The sequence below is a fragment of the Actinoplanes sp. NPDC049316 genome (assembly GCF_040677315.1).
GTDB lineage: Bacteria > Actinomycetota > Actinomycetes > Mycobacteriales > Micromonosporaceae > Actinoplanes.
The window spans coordinates 77144-94677 of sequence record NZ_JBFAQM010000005.1 but is presented as its reverse complement, the minus strand read 5'-3'; the positions used below and the strand labels follow the sequence as shown (position 1 = coordinate 94677).

Genomic DNA, 17534 nt, shown 5'->3' with positions numbered 1-17534 from the left:
GCCTTACCACGATCATCGGCAGGGTCGCGCACCGGCCGCAGCGACAAGCCGAAAGAATTCCACAGTGGAGAAGGATCAGCTGGTGCGATCGGCGATGGAGTCGCAGAGCGCCTCCATGGCCCGGCGCGGCGACCCGTCCGGCAGCGGCGCCAGGCGCGCCCGCGCCTCCTCCGCGTAACCGCGGACGGTCTCCCGGGCGCGCTTCATCGCCGCGGACTCCCGCAGCAGGCCCAGCGCCTCGGCGTGCAGGGCGTCGTCGACGAGCGGGCCGGACGCCAGCAGCTCCCGTAGGCGTACCGCGGACGCGTCGGTGTCGTCGCCGGCCAGCGCGTACAGCACCGGGAGCGTGGGGACGCCCTCGCGCAGGTCGGTGCCGGGCGTCTTGCCGGACTGCACGGACTCGGACGCGATGTCGAGCAGGTCGTCGGAGAGCTGGAACGCAACGCCGATCGTCTCGCCGTACCCGGCCAGGGCCTCGACGTGCTCCGGCTTCGCACCGGAGAAGAGGCCGCCGAAGCGGGCCGACGTCGCGATCAACGACGCCGTCTTCTCCGCGATGACGTGCAGGTAGTGCGCGATCGGATCGCTGCCGCGCGGACCGGCCGTCTCGGCGATCTGGCCGTGCACGAGCCGGGAGAACGTCTGCGCCTGCAGCCGGACCGCCTCGGGCCCGAGCGTGGCCGCGATGTCCGCGGCCCGCGCGAAGAGGTAGTCGCCGACGAGGATCGCCACGGAGTTGCCCCAGCGGGCGTTGGCGCTGGGCGCCCCGCGCCGCACGGCTGCCTCGTCCATGACGTCGTCGTGATACAGCGTGGCCAGGTGGGTGAGCTCGACGACCAGGGCGGCCGGGACGATCTCGGGGCGGGCCGGGTCGCCGAACTGCGCCCCGAGCGCCACGACGAGCGGCCGGAACCGCTTGCCACCCGCGTCCATCAAGTGCCGGGCGGCCTCCGCGACCAGCGGGTCGGCGCTGGCCACGTTGCTGCGCAGCGCGTCCTCCACCGCGGCGAGCGTGGCCGAGACCGACGCGTCGACCGCAGGGTCGACGTCGAGGCCGAGCGACGTCAGCGCGCTGTCAGCAGTCACGGTTTCACGATGCCATACGGGATTTCCCGCGGCCGCCCCAGGGGTCGGTCTTTCAAGATCAAGATCGTACCGGGGTACGGGCGGCGCTCCGCGCGAGTGGCGCACCGGCCGGGCCTAGTGCCTGGTCACGCCCGTGCCACCGGCGCCGGGCGGAGCTGCCGGGCCAAACGGAAGGGCCCCGGCCGAAGCCGGGGCCCGCACGCCATTTGCCAGTTATCTGACGAACTGCGCGGCGTCGTTGGTGAGGTCCAGCAGTGGGGCCGGAATCACACCCAGCGCGAACGTCGCGATGACGCCGATGGCCAGCGCCGCGGACGTCAGGAAGCCCGGGATCGACACCGTCGGCGTGCTCTCGCCCGGCTCCTGCAGCCACATCATCACGATGACCCGCAGGTACGGGAACGCCAGCACCATGCTGGTGATCACACCGACGATGACCAGCCAGGTCTGCCCGCCGTCGATCGCTGCCCCGAACACCGCGAACTTGCTGGTGAAGCCGCTGGTCAGCGGGATACCCGCGAAGGCGAGCAGGATGAACGAGAAGACGCCGGCGAGCAGCGGGCTCTTGCGGCCCAGCCCGGCCCAGCGGGACAGGTGGGTCGCCTCGCCCTCGGCGTCGCGCACGAGCGAGACGACACCGAACGCGGCCAGCACCGAGAAGCCGTACGCGACCAGGTAGAACATCGTGCTGGACAGGCCCTCCTTGTTGAGCGCGAGCACGCCCACCAGCAGGTACCCCGCGTTCGCGATCGACGAGTACGCCAGGAGCCGCTTCATGTCGGTCTGGGTGACCGCCAGCACGGCGCCGATCAGCATCGTGAGGATCGCGATGGTGCCCAGGACCGGCTGGAAGTCCCAGCGCACGCCCTCGAACGCCACGTACAGCACGCGCAGCAGCGCGCCGAACGCCGCCACCTTGGTGCAGGCCGCCATCAGCGCCGTGATCGGCGTCGGGGCGCCCTGGTAGACGTCCGGCGTCCACACGTGGAACGGCGCGGCCGCGCTCTTGAAGAGCAGGCCGATGGCGACGAGCGCCAGACCGCCGTAGAGCAGCACCTCGCTGCGCTCCGGGTCGGCCACCGCGTTGTGGATGGAGGCGAGGTCCACGCCGCCGCTGAAGCCGTACAGCAGCGCCACACCGAACAGGAAGAACGCCGAGGCGTACGAGCCCAGCAGGAAGTACTTCAGGGCCGCTTCCTGGCTCAGCAGGCGGCGCCGGCGGGCCAGCGCGCACAGCAGGTACAGCGGCAGCGACAGCACCTCGAGCGCGACGAACATCGTCAGCAGGTCGTTCGACGCCACGAACAGCAGCATGCCGCCGAGCGAGAACACCGTCAGCGGGTACACCTCGGTCGCGCCGGGCTGACCGCCGGCCTGCCGCACGTCCTTCTGCGAGCCGACGGTGATCGCGGCCTGGGCGACGAACGCGCCGCCGGCCTCGACGGTGCGCTCGCCGATCAGCAGCAGCGAGACGACGCCGAGCAGCAGGATCGAGCCCTGCAGGAACAGCGTCGGCCCGTCGATGGCGACGGCGCCGCCGATCGTGACGATCCGGGTGTTGCGCTCGACGATGACGGTGACCAGCGCCGCCACCGATGCCAGCAGGGCCAGGCCGAGCTGGACGCCGTGCCGGCGGTTCTTCGGCAGGACCGCTTCGAACAGGACGCCCAGGCAGGCCGCCCCGAAGAGGATCAACATGGGCGCCAGCGCGCCGTAGTCGATGCCGGGCAGTTTGAGGTCTTCCATGGCTACGGCGCCACCTTCCCGTTCGCGACCGCCGTCGGCGCCGGATCGGTCGTGCCGACGTCCTGCATGGTCGCCTGGACCGCCGGGTTGATCACATCGGTGACCGGCTTCGGGTAGAAGCCGAGGAGCAGCAGCAGGAGCACCAGCGGCGCCACGACGATCTTCTCGCGCAGCGTGATGTCCTTGTGCATCGCCGGCACGTCGTTCAGCGTCGGGTTCAACGTGCCCTGCGTGGTGCGCTGGAACATCCACAGCACGTACGCGGCGGCGAGGATGATGCCGGCCGTCGCGATGACCGCGTAGACCTTGTGCGTGGTGAAGGTGCCGATCAGCACCAGGAACTCGCTGACGAACGGCGCCGTGCCGGGCAGGGCCAGCGAGGCGAGACCGGCGAAGAACAGCACGCCGGCCAGCACCGGGACGAGCTTGCCCGCGCCGCCGAAGTCGCTCACCAGCGCCGAGCCGCGGCGGGCCACGAACATGCCCACGACCAGGAACAGCAGGCCGGTGGCGAGACCGTGGTTGACCATGTACAGCACCGAGCCGGTGCCCGCCTGGGTGGTGAAGGCGAAGATGCCGATGCCGATGAAGCCGAAGTGGGCGATCGACGTGTACGACACCAGCCGCTTGAGGTCGTTCTGACCGACCGCCAGCAGGGCCGCGTAGATGATGCCGATGACGCCGAGGATCAGCGCCGCTGGGGCGAACCAGCGCGACGCCTCCGGGAAGAGCGGGAGGCAGTAGCGCAGGATGCCGAAGGTGCCGACCTTGTCGAGCACGCCGACCAGCAGCGCCGCCGCGGGTGCCGGGGCGGCGCCACCGGCGTCGGGCAGCCAGGTGTGGAACGGGAAGAACGGCGCCTTGACCGCGAACGCGATGAAGAAGCCCAGGAACAGCCAGCGCGCGGTGTTGGTGTCGAAGGCCGCCGAGGCGTCCTTGAGGTTCGCCCAGTCGAACGTGTGCCCGCCGACGACCCAGAGGCCGATCACGGCGGCCAGCATGAACAGACCGCCGACCAGCGAGTAGAGGAAGAACTTCACCGCGGCGTACTGGCGGCGCTGGCCGCCGTACGAGCCGATGATGAAGTACATCGGGACGAGCATGACCTCGAAGAACACGTAGAACAGGAACACGTCGGCAGCCGCGAAGACGCCGATCATCGTGCACTCGAGGGTCAGCAGCAGCGCGAAGTACGTCGGCACCGACCGCTGCGTCTCGTCGACGTCGTTCCACGAGGCCAGGATCACCAGCGGCACGAGCACCGCGATCAGCACGAGCATGACCAGCGCGATGCCGTCGGCGGCGAACGTGAACCGCGCGTCCCAGGTGGGGATCCACTGGTAGGACTCGCGGAACTGGAACCGGTCGCCGCCGACCTGGAACGCGACCCACATGACGATGCTCAGCACGAGCACCACCAGCGACCACGCCAGCGCGACGGTCTTGGCCAGACCGCCCTTGCCGCGCGGGATGAAGGCCACCACTGCCGCGCCCACCAGCGGGAGCAACGTCAGGATGGACAGGAACGGGAAGTCCTTCATTACGCCAACCACCCCAGCTGGATCGCGAGGAACGCGCCGACGACCAGCACGGCGCCGGTGAGCATGGACAACGCGTACGAGCGGACGAAGCCCGACTGGAGCCGGCGCAGGCGCCCCGAGCTCCCGCCGACGGTGGCCGCGAGGCCGTTGACCACGCCGTCGATGCCCCTGTTGTCGAGGTAGACCAAGGCGCGGGTCAGGTAGATGCCCGGCCGCTCGAACACCGCCTCGTTGAACGCGTCGGTGTACAGGTTGCGGCGGGCGGCGCGGACCAGCACGCCGGCCGGCTGCTCCTGCTCGGCCGTACCGTTGCGGAACAGCGCCCAGGCGAGCCCGGCGCCGAGCAGCGTGACCAGGATGCTCAGCGTGGTGAGCAGCCAGTGCGCGAGCACCGGGGTCGCCTCGGCCTCCTCCTGACCGAAGACCGGCTCCAGCCAGTCGGGCACCGAGGTCGACATCAGCCAGCCGGCCCCGATCGAGCCGAGCGCCAGCAGCATCAGCGGCACGGTCATGATGTACGGCGACTCGTGCGGCTCGTGGATGTCCTCGGTCCAGCGCTTCGGGCCGTGGAACGTCAGCACGAAGAGCCGGGTCATGTAGAACGCGGTGAGCCCGGCGCCGAGCAGCGCGGCCATGCCGTACAGCCAGGCGGTCCAGCCCTCGCGCTCGAACGCCGCCACGATGATCGGCTCCTTGGAGAAGAAGCCGGACAGCGGCGGGATGCCGATGATCGCGAGCCAGCCCGTCATGAAGGTGAGCCAGGTCCACTTCATGTACTTGCGCAGGCCGCCGAAGCGGCGGATGTCGACCTGGTCGTGCATGCCGTGCATGACCGAGCCGGCGCCGAGGAACATGTTGGCCTTGAAGAAGCCGTGCGCCAGCAGGTGGATGATCGCCAGCGCGTACGCGGCCCCGCCGAGCCCGACGCCGAGGAACATGTAGCCGATCTGGCTGACCGTCGACCAGGCGAGCACGCGCTTGATGTCGTCCTTCGCCGCGCCGATGATGCAGCCCATCAGCAGGGTGATCGCGCCGACGGTGACCACGATCGTCTGCAGCGTCGCGTTGGCCGTGAAGATCGGGTGCGAGCGGGCGATCAGGTAGACGCCCGCGGTGACCATCGTCGCGGCGTGGATGAGGGCCGAGACCGGGGTCGGGCCCTCCATCGCGTCCGGGAGCCAGGCCTGCAGCGGGAACTGACCGGACTTACCGGCCGCACCGAGCAGCAGCAGGATCCCCATGACCAGCACGGTGCCGCCGGAGAGGGCGGAGACGTTGTTGAAGACGTCGTCGTACTGGGTGCTCCCGATCGTGGCGAACATCAGGAAGATGCCGATCGCCAGGCCGGCGTCGCCGACCCGGTTCATCAGGAACGCCTTCTTGCCCGCGGTCGCCGCGGACGGCCGGGTGTACCAGAACGAGATCAGCAGGTACGACGCGAGGCCCACGCCCTCCCAGCCGAAGTACAGCATCACGTAGTTGTTGCCGAGGACCAGCAGGAGCATGGCCGCGACGAAGAGGTTGAAGTACGCGAAGAACTTCCGCCGCCCCGGGTCGTGCTCCATGTAGCCCACCGCGTACAGGTGGATGAGCGACCCGACGCCGGTGATCAGCAGGACGAAGACGCCGGACAGCGGGTCGAAGAGCAACCCGAAGTCGACCTCCAGCCCGCCGACCGTGATGAAGTCCCACAGGCTCTGCTGGGCGGAGCGGGCTTCCGCGTCCAGCCCGCGCAGGCTGAAGAACATCGACAGGCCGAGGACGAAGGTCGCGGCGACCGCCAGCACGCCGAGCCAGTGGCCCCACTTGTCGGCCCGCTTGCCGAGCAGCAGCAGAACCGTCGCGCTGGCGAGCGGAATGGCGACGAGCAGCCAGATTCCGCTCAAGAGCCCCGTCGCGTGGGCATACTCCACTGTCTGTTCCACGTGAAGGCCCCTTTAGTACTTGAGGAGGTTGGCGTCGTCGACGCTCGCCGAGCGCCGCGTCCGGAAGATCGACATGATGATGGCGAGCCCGACCACGACCTCGGCCGCCGCGACCACCATCACGAAGAACGAGATGATCTGGCCGTCGAGCGTGCCGTTGATGCGGCTGAAGGTCACCAGCGCGAGGTTCGCCGCGTTCAGCATCAGCTCGATGCACATGAACAGGACGATCGCGTTGCGGCGGACGAGCACCCCGGCGGCGCCGATGGTGAACAGGATCGCCGCCAGGACGAGGTAGTAGTCAGGAGTCACTTGTCCGTCCCCTTGGGTGCGGCCTCGGTCGCGGTGAGTTCCCGTACCGGCAGGATCGGCGAGATACTGCGGTCCGAGCCCTTGCCGTCCGGCAGCTTCGCCGGCGCGGCCACCGACATGGTGTTGGCGTACACGCCCGGGCCCGCCTTCGGAGCGGGGTAGTTGCCGGGGCGGAAGCGCTCCTTCATCCGGGCGACCTGGTCCATGACCTCGCCCTTGGCCCGCTCGACGTGCGCGAGCACCATCGCGCCGACCGCCGCCGTGATGAGCAGCGCCGACGTGACCTCGAAGGCGAAGACGTACTTGGTGAACAGCAGCCGGGCGATGCCCTGCACGTTGCCGGGCGCGTTCGCGTCGGCCAGGCCGATCACGGCCGTGTCACCGAGTGAGCGGGCCAGGCCGGTCGCCACGAGCACGCCGAAGCCGGCGCCGAGCAGGATCGCCGCGACGCGCTGGCCCCGCAGGGTCTCGATGAGCGAGTCCGAGGCGTCCCGGCCGACCAGCATCAGCACGAACAGGAACAGCATCATGATCGCGCCGGTGTAGACGATGATCTGGACCATGCCGAGGAAGGGCGCGGAGTTGATCACGTACAGGAAGCCGAGGCAGAGCATCGTCACGACCAGCCACAGGGCCGAGTGCACCGCGTTGCGCGCGAGCACCATGCCCAGGCCGCCGATCACGGCCAGCGATCCGAGGATCCAGAACGCCCACGCCTCGCCGGTGGAGACCTGAGCGGCGGCCTCTGCCGCGTACGCCATCATCGCTTCACCTCCGCGGGCTGATCCGCGGCGTTCTCGCGCCGCAGCGTGCCGGCCGTCTCGGGCCGCGCGCCGGGCTCACCGGCGGTGGACGCGTCGTGCGTGCCCGAGTCGGACCAGGGCGCGCGCTCCGCGCCGGCCGACGTGCCGGGGTTGGTCAGCGCGCCGACGTAGTAGTCCTTGTCGGTGTCGCCCAGCCGCATCGGGTGCGGCGGCTGCTCCATGCCGGGCAGCAGCGGGGCCAGGAGCTCCTTCTTCGTGAAGATGAGGTCCTGGCGGTTGTCCCGGGCCAGCTCGTACTCGTTGCTCATGGTCAGCGAACGGGTCGGGCAGGCCTCGATGCACAGCCCGCAGAAGATGCAGCGGGCGTAGTTGATCTGGTAGATGCTGGCGTACCGCTCACCCGGGGAGAAGCGCATCTCCTCGGTGTTGTCGCCGCCCTCGACGTAGATGGCGTCCGCCGGGCAGGCCCAGGCGCACAGCTCGCAGCCGATGCACTTCTCCAGGCCGTCCGGGTGCCGGTTGAGGATGTGCCGGCCGTGGTAGCGCGGCGCCGGCTTGGGCGGCGAGAACGGGTAGTCGGTCGTGATGACCTTGCGGAACATGTGCGCGAAGGTCACCCCGAAGCCCTTGAACGAGCCCGTGAACGTTCCCACGTCACACCTCCTTGTCTGACGTGTCGTCGTCCGGGTCGGTGGTCGTGCCGCCGACCGTGGCGGGCTGGCGCTCGGCCACCGCGCGCCGGGCGCGAGGGCTGGGCGGGACCTGCAGGTCCATCGGCGGGACCGGGAAGCTGCCCGGCGGCCGGGCCGCGAGCTGCTCCTCGATCGAGCGCTCCCGCGGCTTCTTGCTCGCCGGCCAGAGCATCGCGATGCCGAGCACCACGACCGCCGCGACGATGTAGACGAGGTACCGCGCGCTGCCGTCGATCCGGTCGTTGGTGACCCGGACGCCGGCCAGGAACAGGATCCAGACCAGGTTGACCGGGATCAGCACCTTCCAGCCGAAGCGCATGAACTGGTCGTAGCGCATCCGGGGCAGCGTGGCCCGCAGCCAGATGAAGCCGAAGAGCAGGATCAGGACCTTCACCAACCACCAGAGCAGCGGCCACCAGCCGGAGTTGGCGCCGGCCCAGAACGTGGTGATCGGAGCCGGGGCCCGCCAGCCGCCGAGGAACAGCGTGGTGGCGAACGCCGAGACGGTGATCATGTTGATGTACTCGGCCAGGAAGAACAGCGCGAACTTGAACGACGAGTACTCGGTGTGGAAGCCGCCGACCAGCTCGGACTCCGCCTCGGGCAGGTCGAACGGGGCCCGGTTGGTCTCACCGACCGCCGCGATCAGGTAGATGACGAAGCTGGGCAGCAGCAGGACCGCGTACCAGCTCGGGGCGGTGGGGTTCCAGCCGAGGATGTCGAACCCCGACTCGCCGTTGCCGGCCTGCGCCTTGACGATCTGCGAGGTCGACATCGTGCCCGCGGTCATGAAGACCGCCACGATCGACAGGCCCATCGCGACCTCGTACGAGATCATCTGCGCGCTCGACCGCAGGCCGCCCAGCAGCGGGTACGTCGAGCCCGACGCCCAGCCGGCCAGCACGACGCCGTACACGGCCATCGAGGAGCAGGCCAGCAGCACCAGCACCGAGACCGGCACGTCGGTGAGCTGCAGCGCCGTCTTGTGGCCGAAGATCGACACGACCGGCCCGAACGGGATCACCGAGAACGCGGTGAACGCGGTGGTCGCCGAGATCACCGGGGCGATGAAGTACACCACCTTGTCGGCGGTCTTCGGGATGATCTCCTCTTTGAACGGCAGCTTGATGCCGTCGGTGAGGCTCTGCAGCCAGCCCTTCGGACCGACCTGGTTGGGGCCCGGGCGGACCGCCATCCGAGCCACGACCTTGCGCTCGTAGTTGATCGTGAAGAGCGTCAGCAGCAGCAGGATGACGAAGACGCCCAGCAGCTTGATCAGCGTGATCCACCAGACGTCGTTCTCGAACGTCTGCAGCGTCGGGTCCTGTGCGGCCCCGAGGATCATCGTGGTGTTCATGAGTTCACCTCTTGGGCAAGGACCGGGCCCGGCTTGCCGGCGCTGAGCCGGACCACCGCACCCGACGTGACGCCGAGGCTGCGACGGACCGTCGAGCCGGGCGAGTTCGTGGGCAGCCACACCACCCGCGGGGGCAGGTCGGTGATCGCCGCGGGCAGCGTGACGGCGCCGCGGTCGGTGCCGACCGTGACGGCGTCGCCGTCGGCCACGCCGAGCGTCTCGGCGAGGTCCTTGCCGAGACGGACGACGGGGGTACGGGCCGTGCCGGCCAGCACCTCGTCACCGTCGAGCAGCGTGCCGAGGTCGATCAGCTGGTGCCAGGTGGCGAGGACCGCCTCCTGGGCGCCCGGCTCCGGCACGCTCGCCGCGGTGACCGTGGGCAGTGCCGGGCGCTCGGACCGGCTAGCCGGCATCGCGCCCAGCTCGCGGCGGATCGCGCCGACGTCGCCGGTGCCCAGAGCGAAGCCCATCGACGCGGCGATGGCCTCCAGCACCCGGGCGTCGGTCATCGCGCCGGTCGGCAGCACGGCGTCGAAGGTCCGCAGGCGGCCCTCCCAGTCCATGAACGTGCCGGCCTTCTCCGGGGCCGGCGCGATCGGCAGGACCACGTCGGCGCGCCGGGTCACGGCGCTCTGCCGCAGTTCGACACTGACCAGGAACGGCACCGCGTCCAGGGCCTGCTCGGCCAGGCGCGGGTCGGCGAGGTCGGCCGGGTCGACGCCGGCCACCAGCAGGGCGCCGAGCGAGCCGTCCGCGGCCGCCGCGATGATCGCGTCCGTGTCGCGGCCCGCCGTGGCGGGCAGGGCGTTCGCGTCGACGTCCCAGGCGGTGGCCAGCTCGGCCCGCGACGCCACGTCGGTGACCGGGCGGCCGCCGGGCAGCAGGTTGGGCAGGCAGCCCGCGTCCACCGCGCCGCGGTCGCCCGCGCGCCGCGGCACCCAGGCGAGCCGGGCGCCGGTCCGGGCGGCGAGCTCGGCCGCGGCGGAGAGACCGCCGGGGACGCTCGCCAGCCGCTCGCCGACGATCAGCAGCGAGCCGGGCGCGCTGAGCGCGGCGGCCACCGTGGCGTCGCCGGCCAGCAGCCGCGCCTCGTCGCCCGGAACGGCCGGGACCAGCGCCGCGCCGAGCTTCTCGAAGCCCCGGCTCAGGTACGGCGCCACCGCCGTGACCTTCAGCTTCTTCTTGCCGTGGGCCTTGCGCAGGCGCAGGAAGAGGATCGGGCACTCCTCCTCGGGCTCCAGCCCGACGATGAGCGCCGACGGCGCGTTCTCGACGTCCTCGTACGTGACGTCGGTGACTCCGGCGACCGAGGCGGCCAGGAAGTCGGCCTCCTCCGCCGACAGCGGCCGCGCGCGGAAGTCGATGTCGTTCGTGCCGAGGGCGACCCGGGCGAACTTCGCGTACGCGTACGCGTCCTCGACGGTGAGCCGGCCGCCGGTGAGCACGCCGACGCCCTTGCCCTTCGCCGCCGCCAGGCCCTCGGCCGCGACGACGAGCGCCTCGGACCAGGAGGCCTCACGCAGCTCGCCGCTGTCGGCGTCGCGGACCATCGGGGTGGTGATGCGGTCGTAGCCGGTGGTGTAGCGGAAACCCCACCGGCCCTTGTCGCAGTTCCACTCCTCGTTGACCGCCGGGTCGTCGCCGGCGAGCCGGCGCAGCACCTTGCCGCGACGGTGGTCGGCCCGCATCGCGCAGCCGGCCGCGCAGTGCTCGCACGTCGTCGGCGTGGAGACCAGGTCGAACGGGCGGGCGCGGAACCTGTACTGCTCGCCGGTCAGCGCGCCCACCGGGCAGATCTGGATCGTGTTGCCGGAGAAGTACGAGTTGAAGGCGACGTCCCCCTCGCCCTCGCCGACCTGTCCGTCACCGGTGCCCGTGCCGCCGAAGAAGTCGTCGCGGTACACGTTGATCTGCTCGCCGGACGAGCGGTCCATCAGGTCGATGAACTTGTCGCCGGCGATCTCCTCGGAGAACCGGGTGCAGCGCTGGCACAGGATGCAGCGCTCCCGGTCCAGCAGCACCTGGCTGGAGATGTGGATCGGCTTCTCGTACTCGCGCTTGTGCTCGTGGAAGCGCGTGTCGGGACGCCCGCTCGACATCGCCTGGTTCTGCAACGGGCACTCGCCGCCCTTGTCGCAGGTCGGGCAGTCGAGCGGGTGGTTGATCAGCAGCATTTCCATGATGCCCGCCTGCGCCTTGGCGGCGACCGGCGAGCTGAGCTGGGTCTTGACGACCATGCCCTCGGCGACCGTCTGGGTGCAGGAGGCGACCGGTTTGCGCTGGCCCTCCACCTCCACCAGGCACTGCCGGCAGGCGCCGGCCGGGGCCAGCAGCGGGTGGTCGCAGAACCGCGGGATCGCGATGCCCATCCGCTCGGCGACCCGGATGACCAGCTCGCCCTTGGCGGCGGTCACCTCGACGCCGTCGATGGTCAGCGTGACGGTGTCGGTCTTCTTGGCGACGTCGGTCATCAGTGCGCTCCTACCAGGGCCTTCTCGGACAGCCGCGGGGCGGTCCGGCCCTCGATGTAGTCCAGGTAGTCCTGCCGGAACCACTTCAGCGTGGAGACGACCGGGGTGGCCGCGCCGTCGCCGAGGCCGCAGAACGACCGGCCGAAGATGTTGTCCGCCGTGTCCTGCAGGGTGTCCAGGTCCTGGTAGGTGCCCTGGCCGGAGAGGATCCGGCGGTACGTGCGCACCATCCAGTAGTTGCCCTCACGGCACGGGGTGCACTTGCCGCAGGACTCGTGGTGGTAGAACTCCAGCCAGCGCCAGGTCGCGTACACGGGGCAGTCCTGGTCGGAGAAGATCTGCATCGCCGTGGTGCCCAGGATGGAGCCCGCGGCCGCGACGCCCTCGAAGTCCATCGGGGTGTCGATGTGCTCGGCGGTCAGCAGCGGCGTGGACGAGCCGCCCGGCGTCCAGAACTTGAGGTTGTGGCCGGGCTTCATGCCGCCCGCGAGCTCGATCAGCTCGCGCAGGGTGATGCCGAGGCCGCACTCGTACTGGCCCGGGTTGGCGATCCGGCCGGAGAGCGAGTAGATCATCGGGCCGGACGACTTCTCCGTGCCCATGCTCTTCCACCAGTCGGCGCCGCCCAGCACGATGTACGGCACCGAGGCGATGGTGCCGACGTTGTTGACGACGGTGGGGCTGGCGTACAGGCCGGCGACCGCGGGGAACGGCGGACGCAGCCGGGGCTGGCCGCGGAATCCCTCGAGCGAGTCCAGCAGAGCCGTCTCCTCGCCGCAGATGTACGCGCCCGCGCCGCTGTGCACGACGAGGTCCAGGTCGAATCCGGAGCCGAGGATGTTCACACCGAGGTAGCCCTTGGCGTACGCCTCCTTGACCGCGTTGCGCAGCCGGCGGGCGGCGTGCACCGCCTCGCCGCGGATGTAGATGTACGCCCGGCTCGCGCGGATCGCGTACGAGGCGATGATCGCGCCCTCGATCAGCGAGTGCGGGTCGTACGTCATCAGCGGCAGGTCCTTGCAGGTGCCCGGCTCGCCCTCGTCGGCGTTGATGACGAGGTAGTGCGGCTTGCCGTCGCCCTGCGGGATGAAGCCCCACTTGAGGCCGGTCGGGAAGCCGGCGCCGCCGCGGCCGCGCAGGCCCGAGTCCTTGATGAGCTGGATCAGGTCGTCCGGGTGCACGTCCAGCGCCTTGCGGACCGCGGCGTAGCCGTCGAGCCGCTCGTACACGTCGATCTTCCAGGCGTCCGGCGACAGCCAGCGCTTGGTCAGGACGGGGGTGAGCTTCTGGAGCACCTCGCGCCGTGGCTGGGTCACTTCTTCTCCTCGCTGCCGCGCTGAGCGTTCTGCCACCCGGGGTTCTCCGCGGCGGTGGACTGCTCCTTGTGCGCGTCGGTGCTCTCGCTGACGATGCTCTCGCCGCGCTCGCTGTCACCGGCCGGCTTGCCGTCGCCGGCGACCGTGCTGTTGGCCGCGCCGGCGGCCTCTGCCGGGCCGGCGGGTGCCGGGCCGCCTTCGGGCAGACCGCTGCCGGTCGCCGCGGGCGCCGGCGTCGCGGCATCCGGGTTGCGCTGCTCGGCGGCGCGTACCTCGGGGTCCTTGACGTCGCCGCCGCCGGAGCGGGCCGGCTTGCCCGGCGTCGCCCGGCGCTGCTCGACCACGTGCTCGGCCTTGTCGACGACCGCCGCCGCGGCCGACTTGACCGCGCCGGCCGCCTTCTTGGCAGCACCGGTGATCTTGCCCTCGGGCTTCGCGGCCGGCGGCTGGGCGCCCGCCGGGGCGGCGTCCTTGACGGCCTTCGCCGACTCGTCGCGGGCCGGCTTGGTCGTCGCGATCGGGGTGTCGATGTCGAAGTCCGCCACCGCGATCCCGTGTTCCTGGGCGAGCGTGACGCCGCGCAGCGTGGGGGCGCCGGCGACGCCGTCGGCCACCGCGCCCTCGCGCTCGTCGGCGAAGCCGGCGAGCTGGACCTGCATCTCCTTGAGCGTGCAGATGCGGGCGCCGCGGCTGGGCATCGGCCGTTCGCCGGCGCGCAGCTTCTCGGCCAGGGTCACCGCCGCTTCCGGCGTGGCCTGGTCGATGGCGAAGTCGTAGTTGACCGTCACCACCGGGGCGTAGTCGCACGCCGCGAGGCACTCGGCGTGCTCGAGCGTGATCTTGCCGTCGGCGGTGGTCTCGTCGTGGCCGACGCCGAGGTGCTCGACCAGGCCGTCGTAGACCTCCTGCCCGCCCAGCACGTTGCACAGCGTGTTGGTGCAGACGCTGATCAGGTAGTCACCGGTCGGGCGGCGCTTGTACATCGTGTAGAAGGTCGCCACCGCGCCGACCTGGGCCTTGTTGATGCCCAGGATCTCGGCGCAGAACGCGACGCCGTCGGGGCTGACGTGCCCCTCCACCGTCTGCACGAGGTGCAGCAACGGCAGCAGCGCGGAACGCTCACGACCCGCCGGGTAGCGGGCGATGATCTCACGCGCAGGCTCGAGGAGCTTCTCCGCGAGCGGGGCCGCCGCCGGGGAGAACTCAACCGTGGTATCGGACATCTATCGGTCACACCCACCCATCACCGGGTCCAGGGACGCGCCGCCGGCGATCACGTCGGCCAGCAGAGCGCCTTCGGCCATCGCGGGGATGGCCTGCAGGTTCACGAAGCTCGGGTCGCGGTAGTGCACCCGGTACGGGTGCGTGCCGCCGTCGGACACCGCGTGCACGCCGAGCTCGCCGCGCGGGTGCTCGATGCCGACGTAGACCTGCCCCGGCGGGACCCGGAAGCCCTCGGTCACGAGCTTGAAGTGGTGGATCAGCGACTCCATCGACTGACCCATGATCTTGGCGACGTGCTCCAGCGAGTTGCCGAGCCCGTCGACGCCGAGCGCGAGCTGCGACGGCCAGGCGATCTTCTTGTCCTCGATCCAGATCGGACCGGGGCGCAGCCGGTCGAGCGCCTGCTCGACGATCTTCAGCGACTCGCGGATCTCGGCGACCCGGACCAGGTAGCGGCCCCACACGTCGGCCGTCGTGGCGGTCGGGACGTCGAACTCGTACGTCTCGTAACCGCAGTACGGCATCGTCTTGCGCAGGTCCCAGGCCAGGCCGGCCGCGCGCAGGACCGGACCGGTGGTGCCCAGGGAGAGGCAGCCGGTGACGTCCAGGACGGCGACACCCTGCGTACGCTCCTGCCAGATGACCTGGCCGGAGAGCATGTCCTCGTACTCCTTGAGCTTCTTCGGCATGTAGACGAGGAAGTCGCGGATCTTCTTGACCGCCGACTCCGGCAGGTCCTGGGACAGCCCGCCCGGGCGGATGTAGCCGTTGTTCATCCGCAGGCCCGAGGTCTCCTCGAAGATGTCGAGGATGTACTCGCGCTCGCGGAAGCCGTACAGCATCATCGAGATCGCGCCGAGCTCCATGCCGGTGGTCGCCAGCCACACCAGGTGCGAGGCGATCCGCTGGAGCTCCATGAACATGACCCGGATCGTGTTCGTCCGCTCGGTGATCTGGTCGGTGATGCCGAGCAGCTTCTCCACGGCGAGGCAGTAGCCGGCCTCGTTGAACATGTTGGACAGGTAGTCCATGCGGGTCACGAACGTGACGCCCTGGGTCCAGTTCCGGTACTCGAGGTTCTTCTCGATGCCGGTGTGCAGGTAGCCCACGACGGGACGGCACTCGGTCACCGTCTCACCCTCGAGCTCCAGCACGAGGCGCAGCACGCCGTGCGTGGACGGGTGCTGCGGGCCCATGTTGACGACGATCTTCTCGTTGCTGAGCGGGTCGATGCTGCTGGTGACGGAGTCCCAGTCGCCGCCCGTGACCGTGAAGACGCGGCCCTCGGTGGTCTCTCGTTCGGTGGCGTAGCCGGACTGTGTCATTGGTAGACCCTCCGCTGGTCAGGAGGCGGAATCTCGGCGCCCTTGTACTCGACGGGAACGCCGCCGAGCGGGTAGTCCTTGCGCTGCGGGTGCCCCTCCCAGTCGTCCGGCATCAGGATCCGGGTCAGGTTGGGGTGGCCGTCGAACACGACGCCGAACATGTCGTAGATCTCCCGCTCCTGCCAGTCGGCGGTCGGGTAGACGGAGGTCACGCTGGGCAGGTGCTGCCCCACCGCGACCGCGGCCTCCAGACGCACCCGGCGGCGGTACGTCATGGAGGTCAGCTGGTACGAGACGTGCAGCCGGCGCTCGTCACTGCCCAGGTAGTCGACGCCGTCGACCGAGGAGCAGAGCTCGAAGCGCAGCGACTCGTCGTCGCGCATGATCTGGCAGACCTCGGCGATGCGCTCGGGCGCGATGTGCAGGGTGAGCTCGCCGCGGTCGACGACCACCTTCTCGATCGCGTCGGCGAAGCCCGGGTAGGCCTCCTCCAGCGCGTCGTACACCTCGTCGAAGTAGCCGCCGAAGGGCCGGGGGCTGTCCACCGTGGTCGGGCGCCGGCGGGCCAGGCCGCCGAAGCCCGAGACGTCGCCGGTGCCCTTGACGCCGAACATGCCCTTCATCGGGCTCGGCGGTGTCTGCGCCGGGGCGTCGAGGTTCGCGCCGACCGGCTGCGTCGCCGGCACCCCGCCGTCGGAGTGGGAATTCGTCGTCACTTGCCACCCTCCCGAAGGTGCGGCTGCAGCTTCATCCAGTTCTCGATGCGCAGCTGCTCCTCACGGCCTTCCTTAACCGCCTGGGTCCACTCCGCGCGCCGCGCCTTGTCCACGCGGTACGACGACGGCATCGCGCCCGGGGCGACGACCGGCACGTCGCCGCGCTCCCTGCGGGCCTCGAGCATCTTGCGGCCGTTCGGGCCGAGCGGCTGGGCCATGACCTTCTCGCGCATCTTGAGGATCGCGTCGATCAGCATCTCGGGCCGCGGCGGGCAGCCGGGCAGGTAGATGTCGACCGGCACGATGTGGTCGACGCCCTGCACGATCGCGTAGTTGTTGAACATGCCGCCCGACGAGGCGCAGACGCCCATCGAGATCACCGAGCGCGGCTCCGGCATCTGGTCGTAGATCTGACGCACGACCGGGGCCATCTTCTGGCTCACCCGGCCGGCGACGATCATCAGGTCGGCCTGGCGGGGCGAGGCCCGGAAGACCTCCATGCCCCAGCGGCCGAGGTCGTAGTGCGGGCCGCCGGCGGCCATCATCTCGATCGCACAGCACGCGAGGCCGAACGTGGCGCCCCAGAACGACGACTTGCGGGCCCAGTTGGACAGCTTCTCCACCGAGGTGAGGAGGATGCCGCTCGGCAGCTTCTCTTCGATACCCATGGTTATCAGTCCCAGTTGAGGCCGCCGCGTCGCCACACGTACGTGTAGGCGATGAAGACGGTGACGATGAAGAGGACCATCTCGACGAACCCGAACAGGCCGAGCGCCTCGAAGGACACGGCCCACGGGTAGAGGAAGATCGTCTCGATGTCGAAGATGATGAAGAGCATCGCGGTCAGGTAGAACTTGACCGGGAAGCGGCCGCCGCCGATCGGCTGCGGCGCCGGCTCGATGCCGCACTCGTACGCATCCAGCTTCGCCCGGTTGTACCGCTTCGGGCCGACGATCGGGGCGACCGACACCGAGAAGAGGGCGAAGAGCGCGCCGAGGATCAGCAGCCCGACGATCGGTACGTAAGGGTTGAGCGTCATACCGTCTCCTGCTCGACTGT

General features: G+C 70.1%; 15 protein-coding genes. All 15 read right to left on the bottom strand.

Annotation, left to right across the window (positions count from 1 at the left end; all coding sequences use genetic code 11):
- Positions 1-75 precede the first annotated feature (75 nt).
- Complete coding sequence (locus AB0K03_RS09805) at positions 76-1068, bottom strand: polyprenyl synthetase family protein (RefSeq protein WP_364683053.1); 993 nt, start codon at positions 1066-1068, stop codon at positions 76-78.
- Between the two features lie 231 nt (positions 1069-1299).
- Positions 1300-2832 (bottom strand): NADH-quinone oxidoreductase subunit NuoN, encoded by a 1533-nt coding sequence (gene nuoN / locus AB0K03_RS09800; protein WP_364682620.1) that lies wholly within the window; start codon positions 2830-2832, stop codon positions 1300-1302.
- A gap of 2 nt (positions 2833-2834) precedes the next feature.
- Positions 2835-4373, bottom strand: a complete 1539-nt coding sequence (locus AB0K03_RS09795; RefSeq protein WP_364682618.1) for an NADH-quinone oxidoreductase subunit M — start codon at positions 4371-4373, stop codon at positions 2835-2837.
- Positions 4373-6298, bottom strand: a complete 1926-nt coding sequence (nuoL, locus tag AB0K03_RS09790; protein WP_364682616.1) for an NADH-quinone oxidoreductase subunit L — start codon at positions 6296-6298, stop codon at positions 4373-4375. Before nuoL ends, AB0K03_RS09795 begins: the two co-directional genes overlap by 1 nt.
- 12 nt (positions 6299-6310) lie before the next feature.
- Entirely contained in the window at positions 6311-6610 is a 300-nt protein-coding gene (gene nuoK / locus AB0K03_RS09785) for an NADH-quinone oxidoreductase subunit NuoK (RefSeq protein WP_023357573.1), read from the bottom strand.
- A complete protein-coding gene (locus AB0K03_RS09780) occupies positions 6607-7374 on the bottom strand; it encodes an NADH-quinone oxidoreductase subunit J (RefSeq protein WP_364682614.1) in 768 nt (255 codons plus the stop codon). The genes nuoK and AB0K03_RS09780 overlap by 4 nt, the downstream gene beginning before the upstream one ends.
- Positions 7371-8027, bottom strand: a complete 657-nt coding sequence (nuoI, locus tag AB0K03_RS09775) for an NADH-quinone oxidoreductase subunit NuoI (RefSeq protein ID WP_364682612.1) — start codon at positions 8025-8027, stop codon at positions 7371-7373. The genes AB0K03_RS09780 and nuoI overlap by 4 nt, the downstream gene beginning before the upstream one ends.
- 1 nt (position 8028) lies before the next feature.
- Positions 8029-9423, bottom strand: a complete 1395-nt coding sequence (gene nuoH / locus AB0K03_RS09770; RefSeq protein ID WP_364682610.1) for an NADH-quinone oxidoreductase subunit NuoH — start codon at positions 9421-9423, stop codon at positions 8029-8031.
- Positions 9420-11894 carry an NADH-quinone oxidoreductase subunit G gene (locus tag AB0K03_RS09765; protein ID WP_364682608.1) on the bottom strand — a complete coding sequence of 825 codons (2475 nt, stop codon included), beginning with the start codon at positions 11892-11894 and terminating at the stop codon, positions 9420-9422. The genes nuoH and AB0K03_RS09765 overlap by 4 nt, the downstream gene beginning before the upstream one ends.
- On the bottom strand, positions 11894-13210 hold the full coding sequence (gene nuoF, locus AB0K03_RS09760) for an NADH-quinone oxidoreductase subunit NuoF (RefSeq protein ID WP_364682606.1): 1317 nt from the start codon (positions 13208-13210) through the stop codon (positions 11894-11896). Before nuoF ends, AB0K03_RS09765 begins: the two co-directional genes overlap by 1 nt.
- Entirely contained in the window at positions 13207-14433 is a 1227-nt protein-coding gene (nuoE, locus tag AB0K03_RS09755) for an NADH-quinone oxidoreductase subunit NuoE (RefSeq protein WP_364682604.1), read from the bottom strand. Before nuoE ends, nuoF begins: the two co-directional genes overlap by 4 nt.
- Positions 14434-15759, bottom strand: a complete 1326-nt coding sequence (locus AB0K03_RS09750; RefSeq protein WP_364682602.1) for an NADH-quinone oxidoreductase subunit D — start codon at positions 15757-15759, stop codon at positions 14434-14436.
- A complete protein-coding gene (locus AB0K03_RS09745) occupies positions 15756-16475 on the bottom strand; it encodes an NADH-quinone oxidoreductase subunit C (protein ID WP_364682600.1) in 720 nt (239 codons plus the stop codon). Before AB0K03_RS09745 ends, AB0K03_RS09750 begins: the two co-directional genes overlap by 4 nt.
- Positions 16472-17143: an NADH-quinone oxidoreductase subunit B family protein gene (locus tag AB0K03_RS09740; protein ID WP_364682598.1), complete on the bottom strand. Its 672-nt coding sequence runs from the start codon at positions 17141-17143 to the stop codon at positions 16472-16474. The genes AB0K03_RS09745 and AB0K03_RS09740 overlap by 4 nt, the downstream gene beginning before the upstream one ends.
- 5 nt (positions 17144-17148) lie before the next feature.
- On the bottom strand, positions 17149-17514 hold the full coding sequence (locus tag AB0K03_RS09735) for an NADH-quinone oxidoreductase subunit A (protein WP_364682596.1): 366 nt from the start codon (positions 17512-17514) through the stop codon (positions 17149-17151).
- Positions 17515-17534: the final 20 nt, after the last annotated feature.

Bases quoted from the DNA above. Each gene is read 5' to 3' on its own strand.
- nuoN (WP_364682620.1), bottom strand. From the start codon at position 2,832: ATGGAAGACCTCAAACTGCCCGGCATCGACTACGGCGCGCTGGCGCCC.
- AB0K03_RS09795 (WP_364682618.1), bottom strand. From the start codon at position 4,373: ATGAAGGACTTCCCGTTCCTGTCCATCCTGACGTTGCTCCCGCTGGTG.
- AB0K03_RS09780 (WP_364682614.1), bottom strand. From the start codon at position 7,374: ATGATGGCGTACGCGGCAGAGGCCGCCGCTCAGGTCTCCACCGGCGAG.
- nuoH (WP_364682610.1), bottom strand. From the start codon at position 9,423: ATGAACACCACGATGATCCTCGGGGCCGCACAGGACCCGACGCTGCAG.
- AB0K03_RS09765 (WP_364682608.1), bottom strand. From the start codon at position 11,894: ATGACCGACGTCGCCAAGAAGACCGACACCGTCACGCTGACCATCGAC.
- nuoE (WP_364682604.1), bottom strand. From the start codon at position 14,433: ATGTCCGATACCACGGTTGAGTTCTCCCCGGCGGCGGCCCCGCTCGCG.
- AB0K03_RS09750 (WP_364682602.1), bottom strand. From the start codon at position 15,759: ATGACACAGTCCGGCTACGCCACCGAACGAGAGACCACCGAGGGCCGC.
- AB0K03_RS09740 (WP_364682598.1), bottom strand. From the start codon at position 17,143: ATGGGTATCGAAGAGAAGCTGCCGAGCGGCATCCTCCTCACCTCGGTG.
- AB0K03_RS09735 (WP_364682596.1), bottom strand. From the start codon at position 17,514: ATGACGCTCAACCCTTACGTACCGATCGTCGGGCTGCTGATCCTCGGC.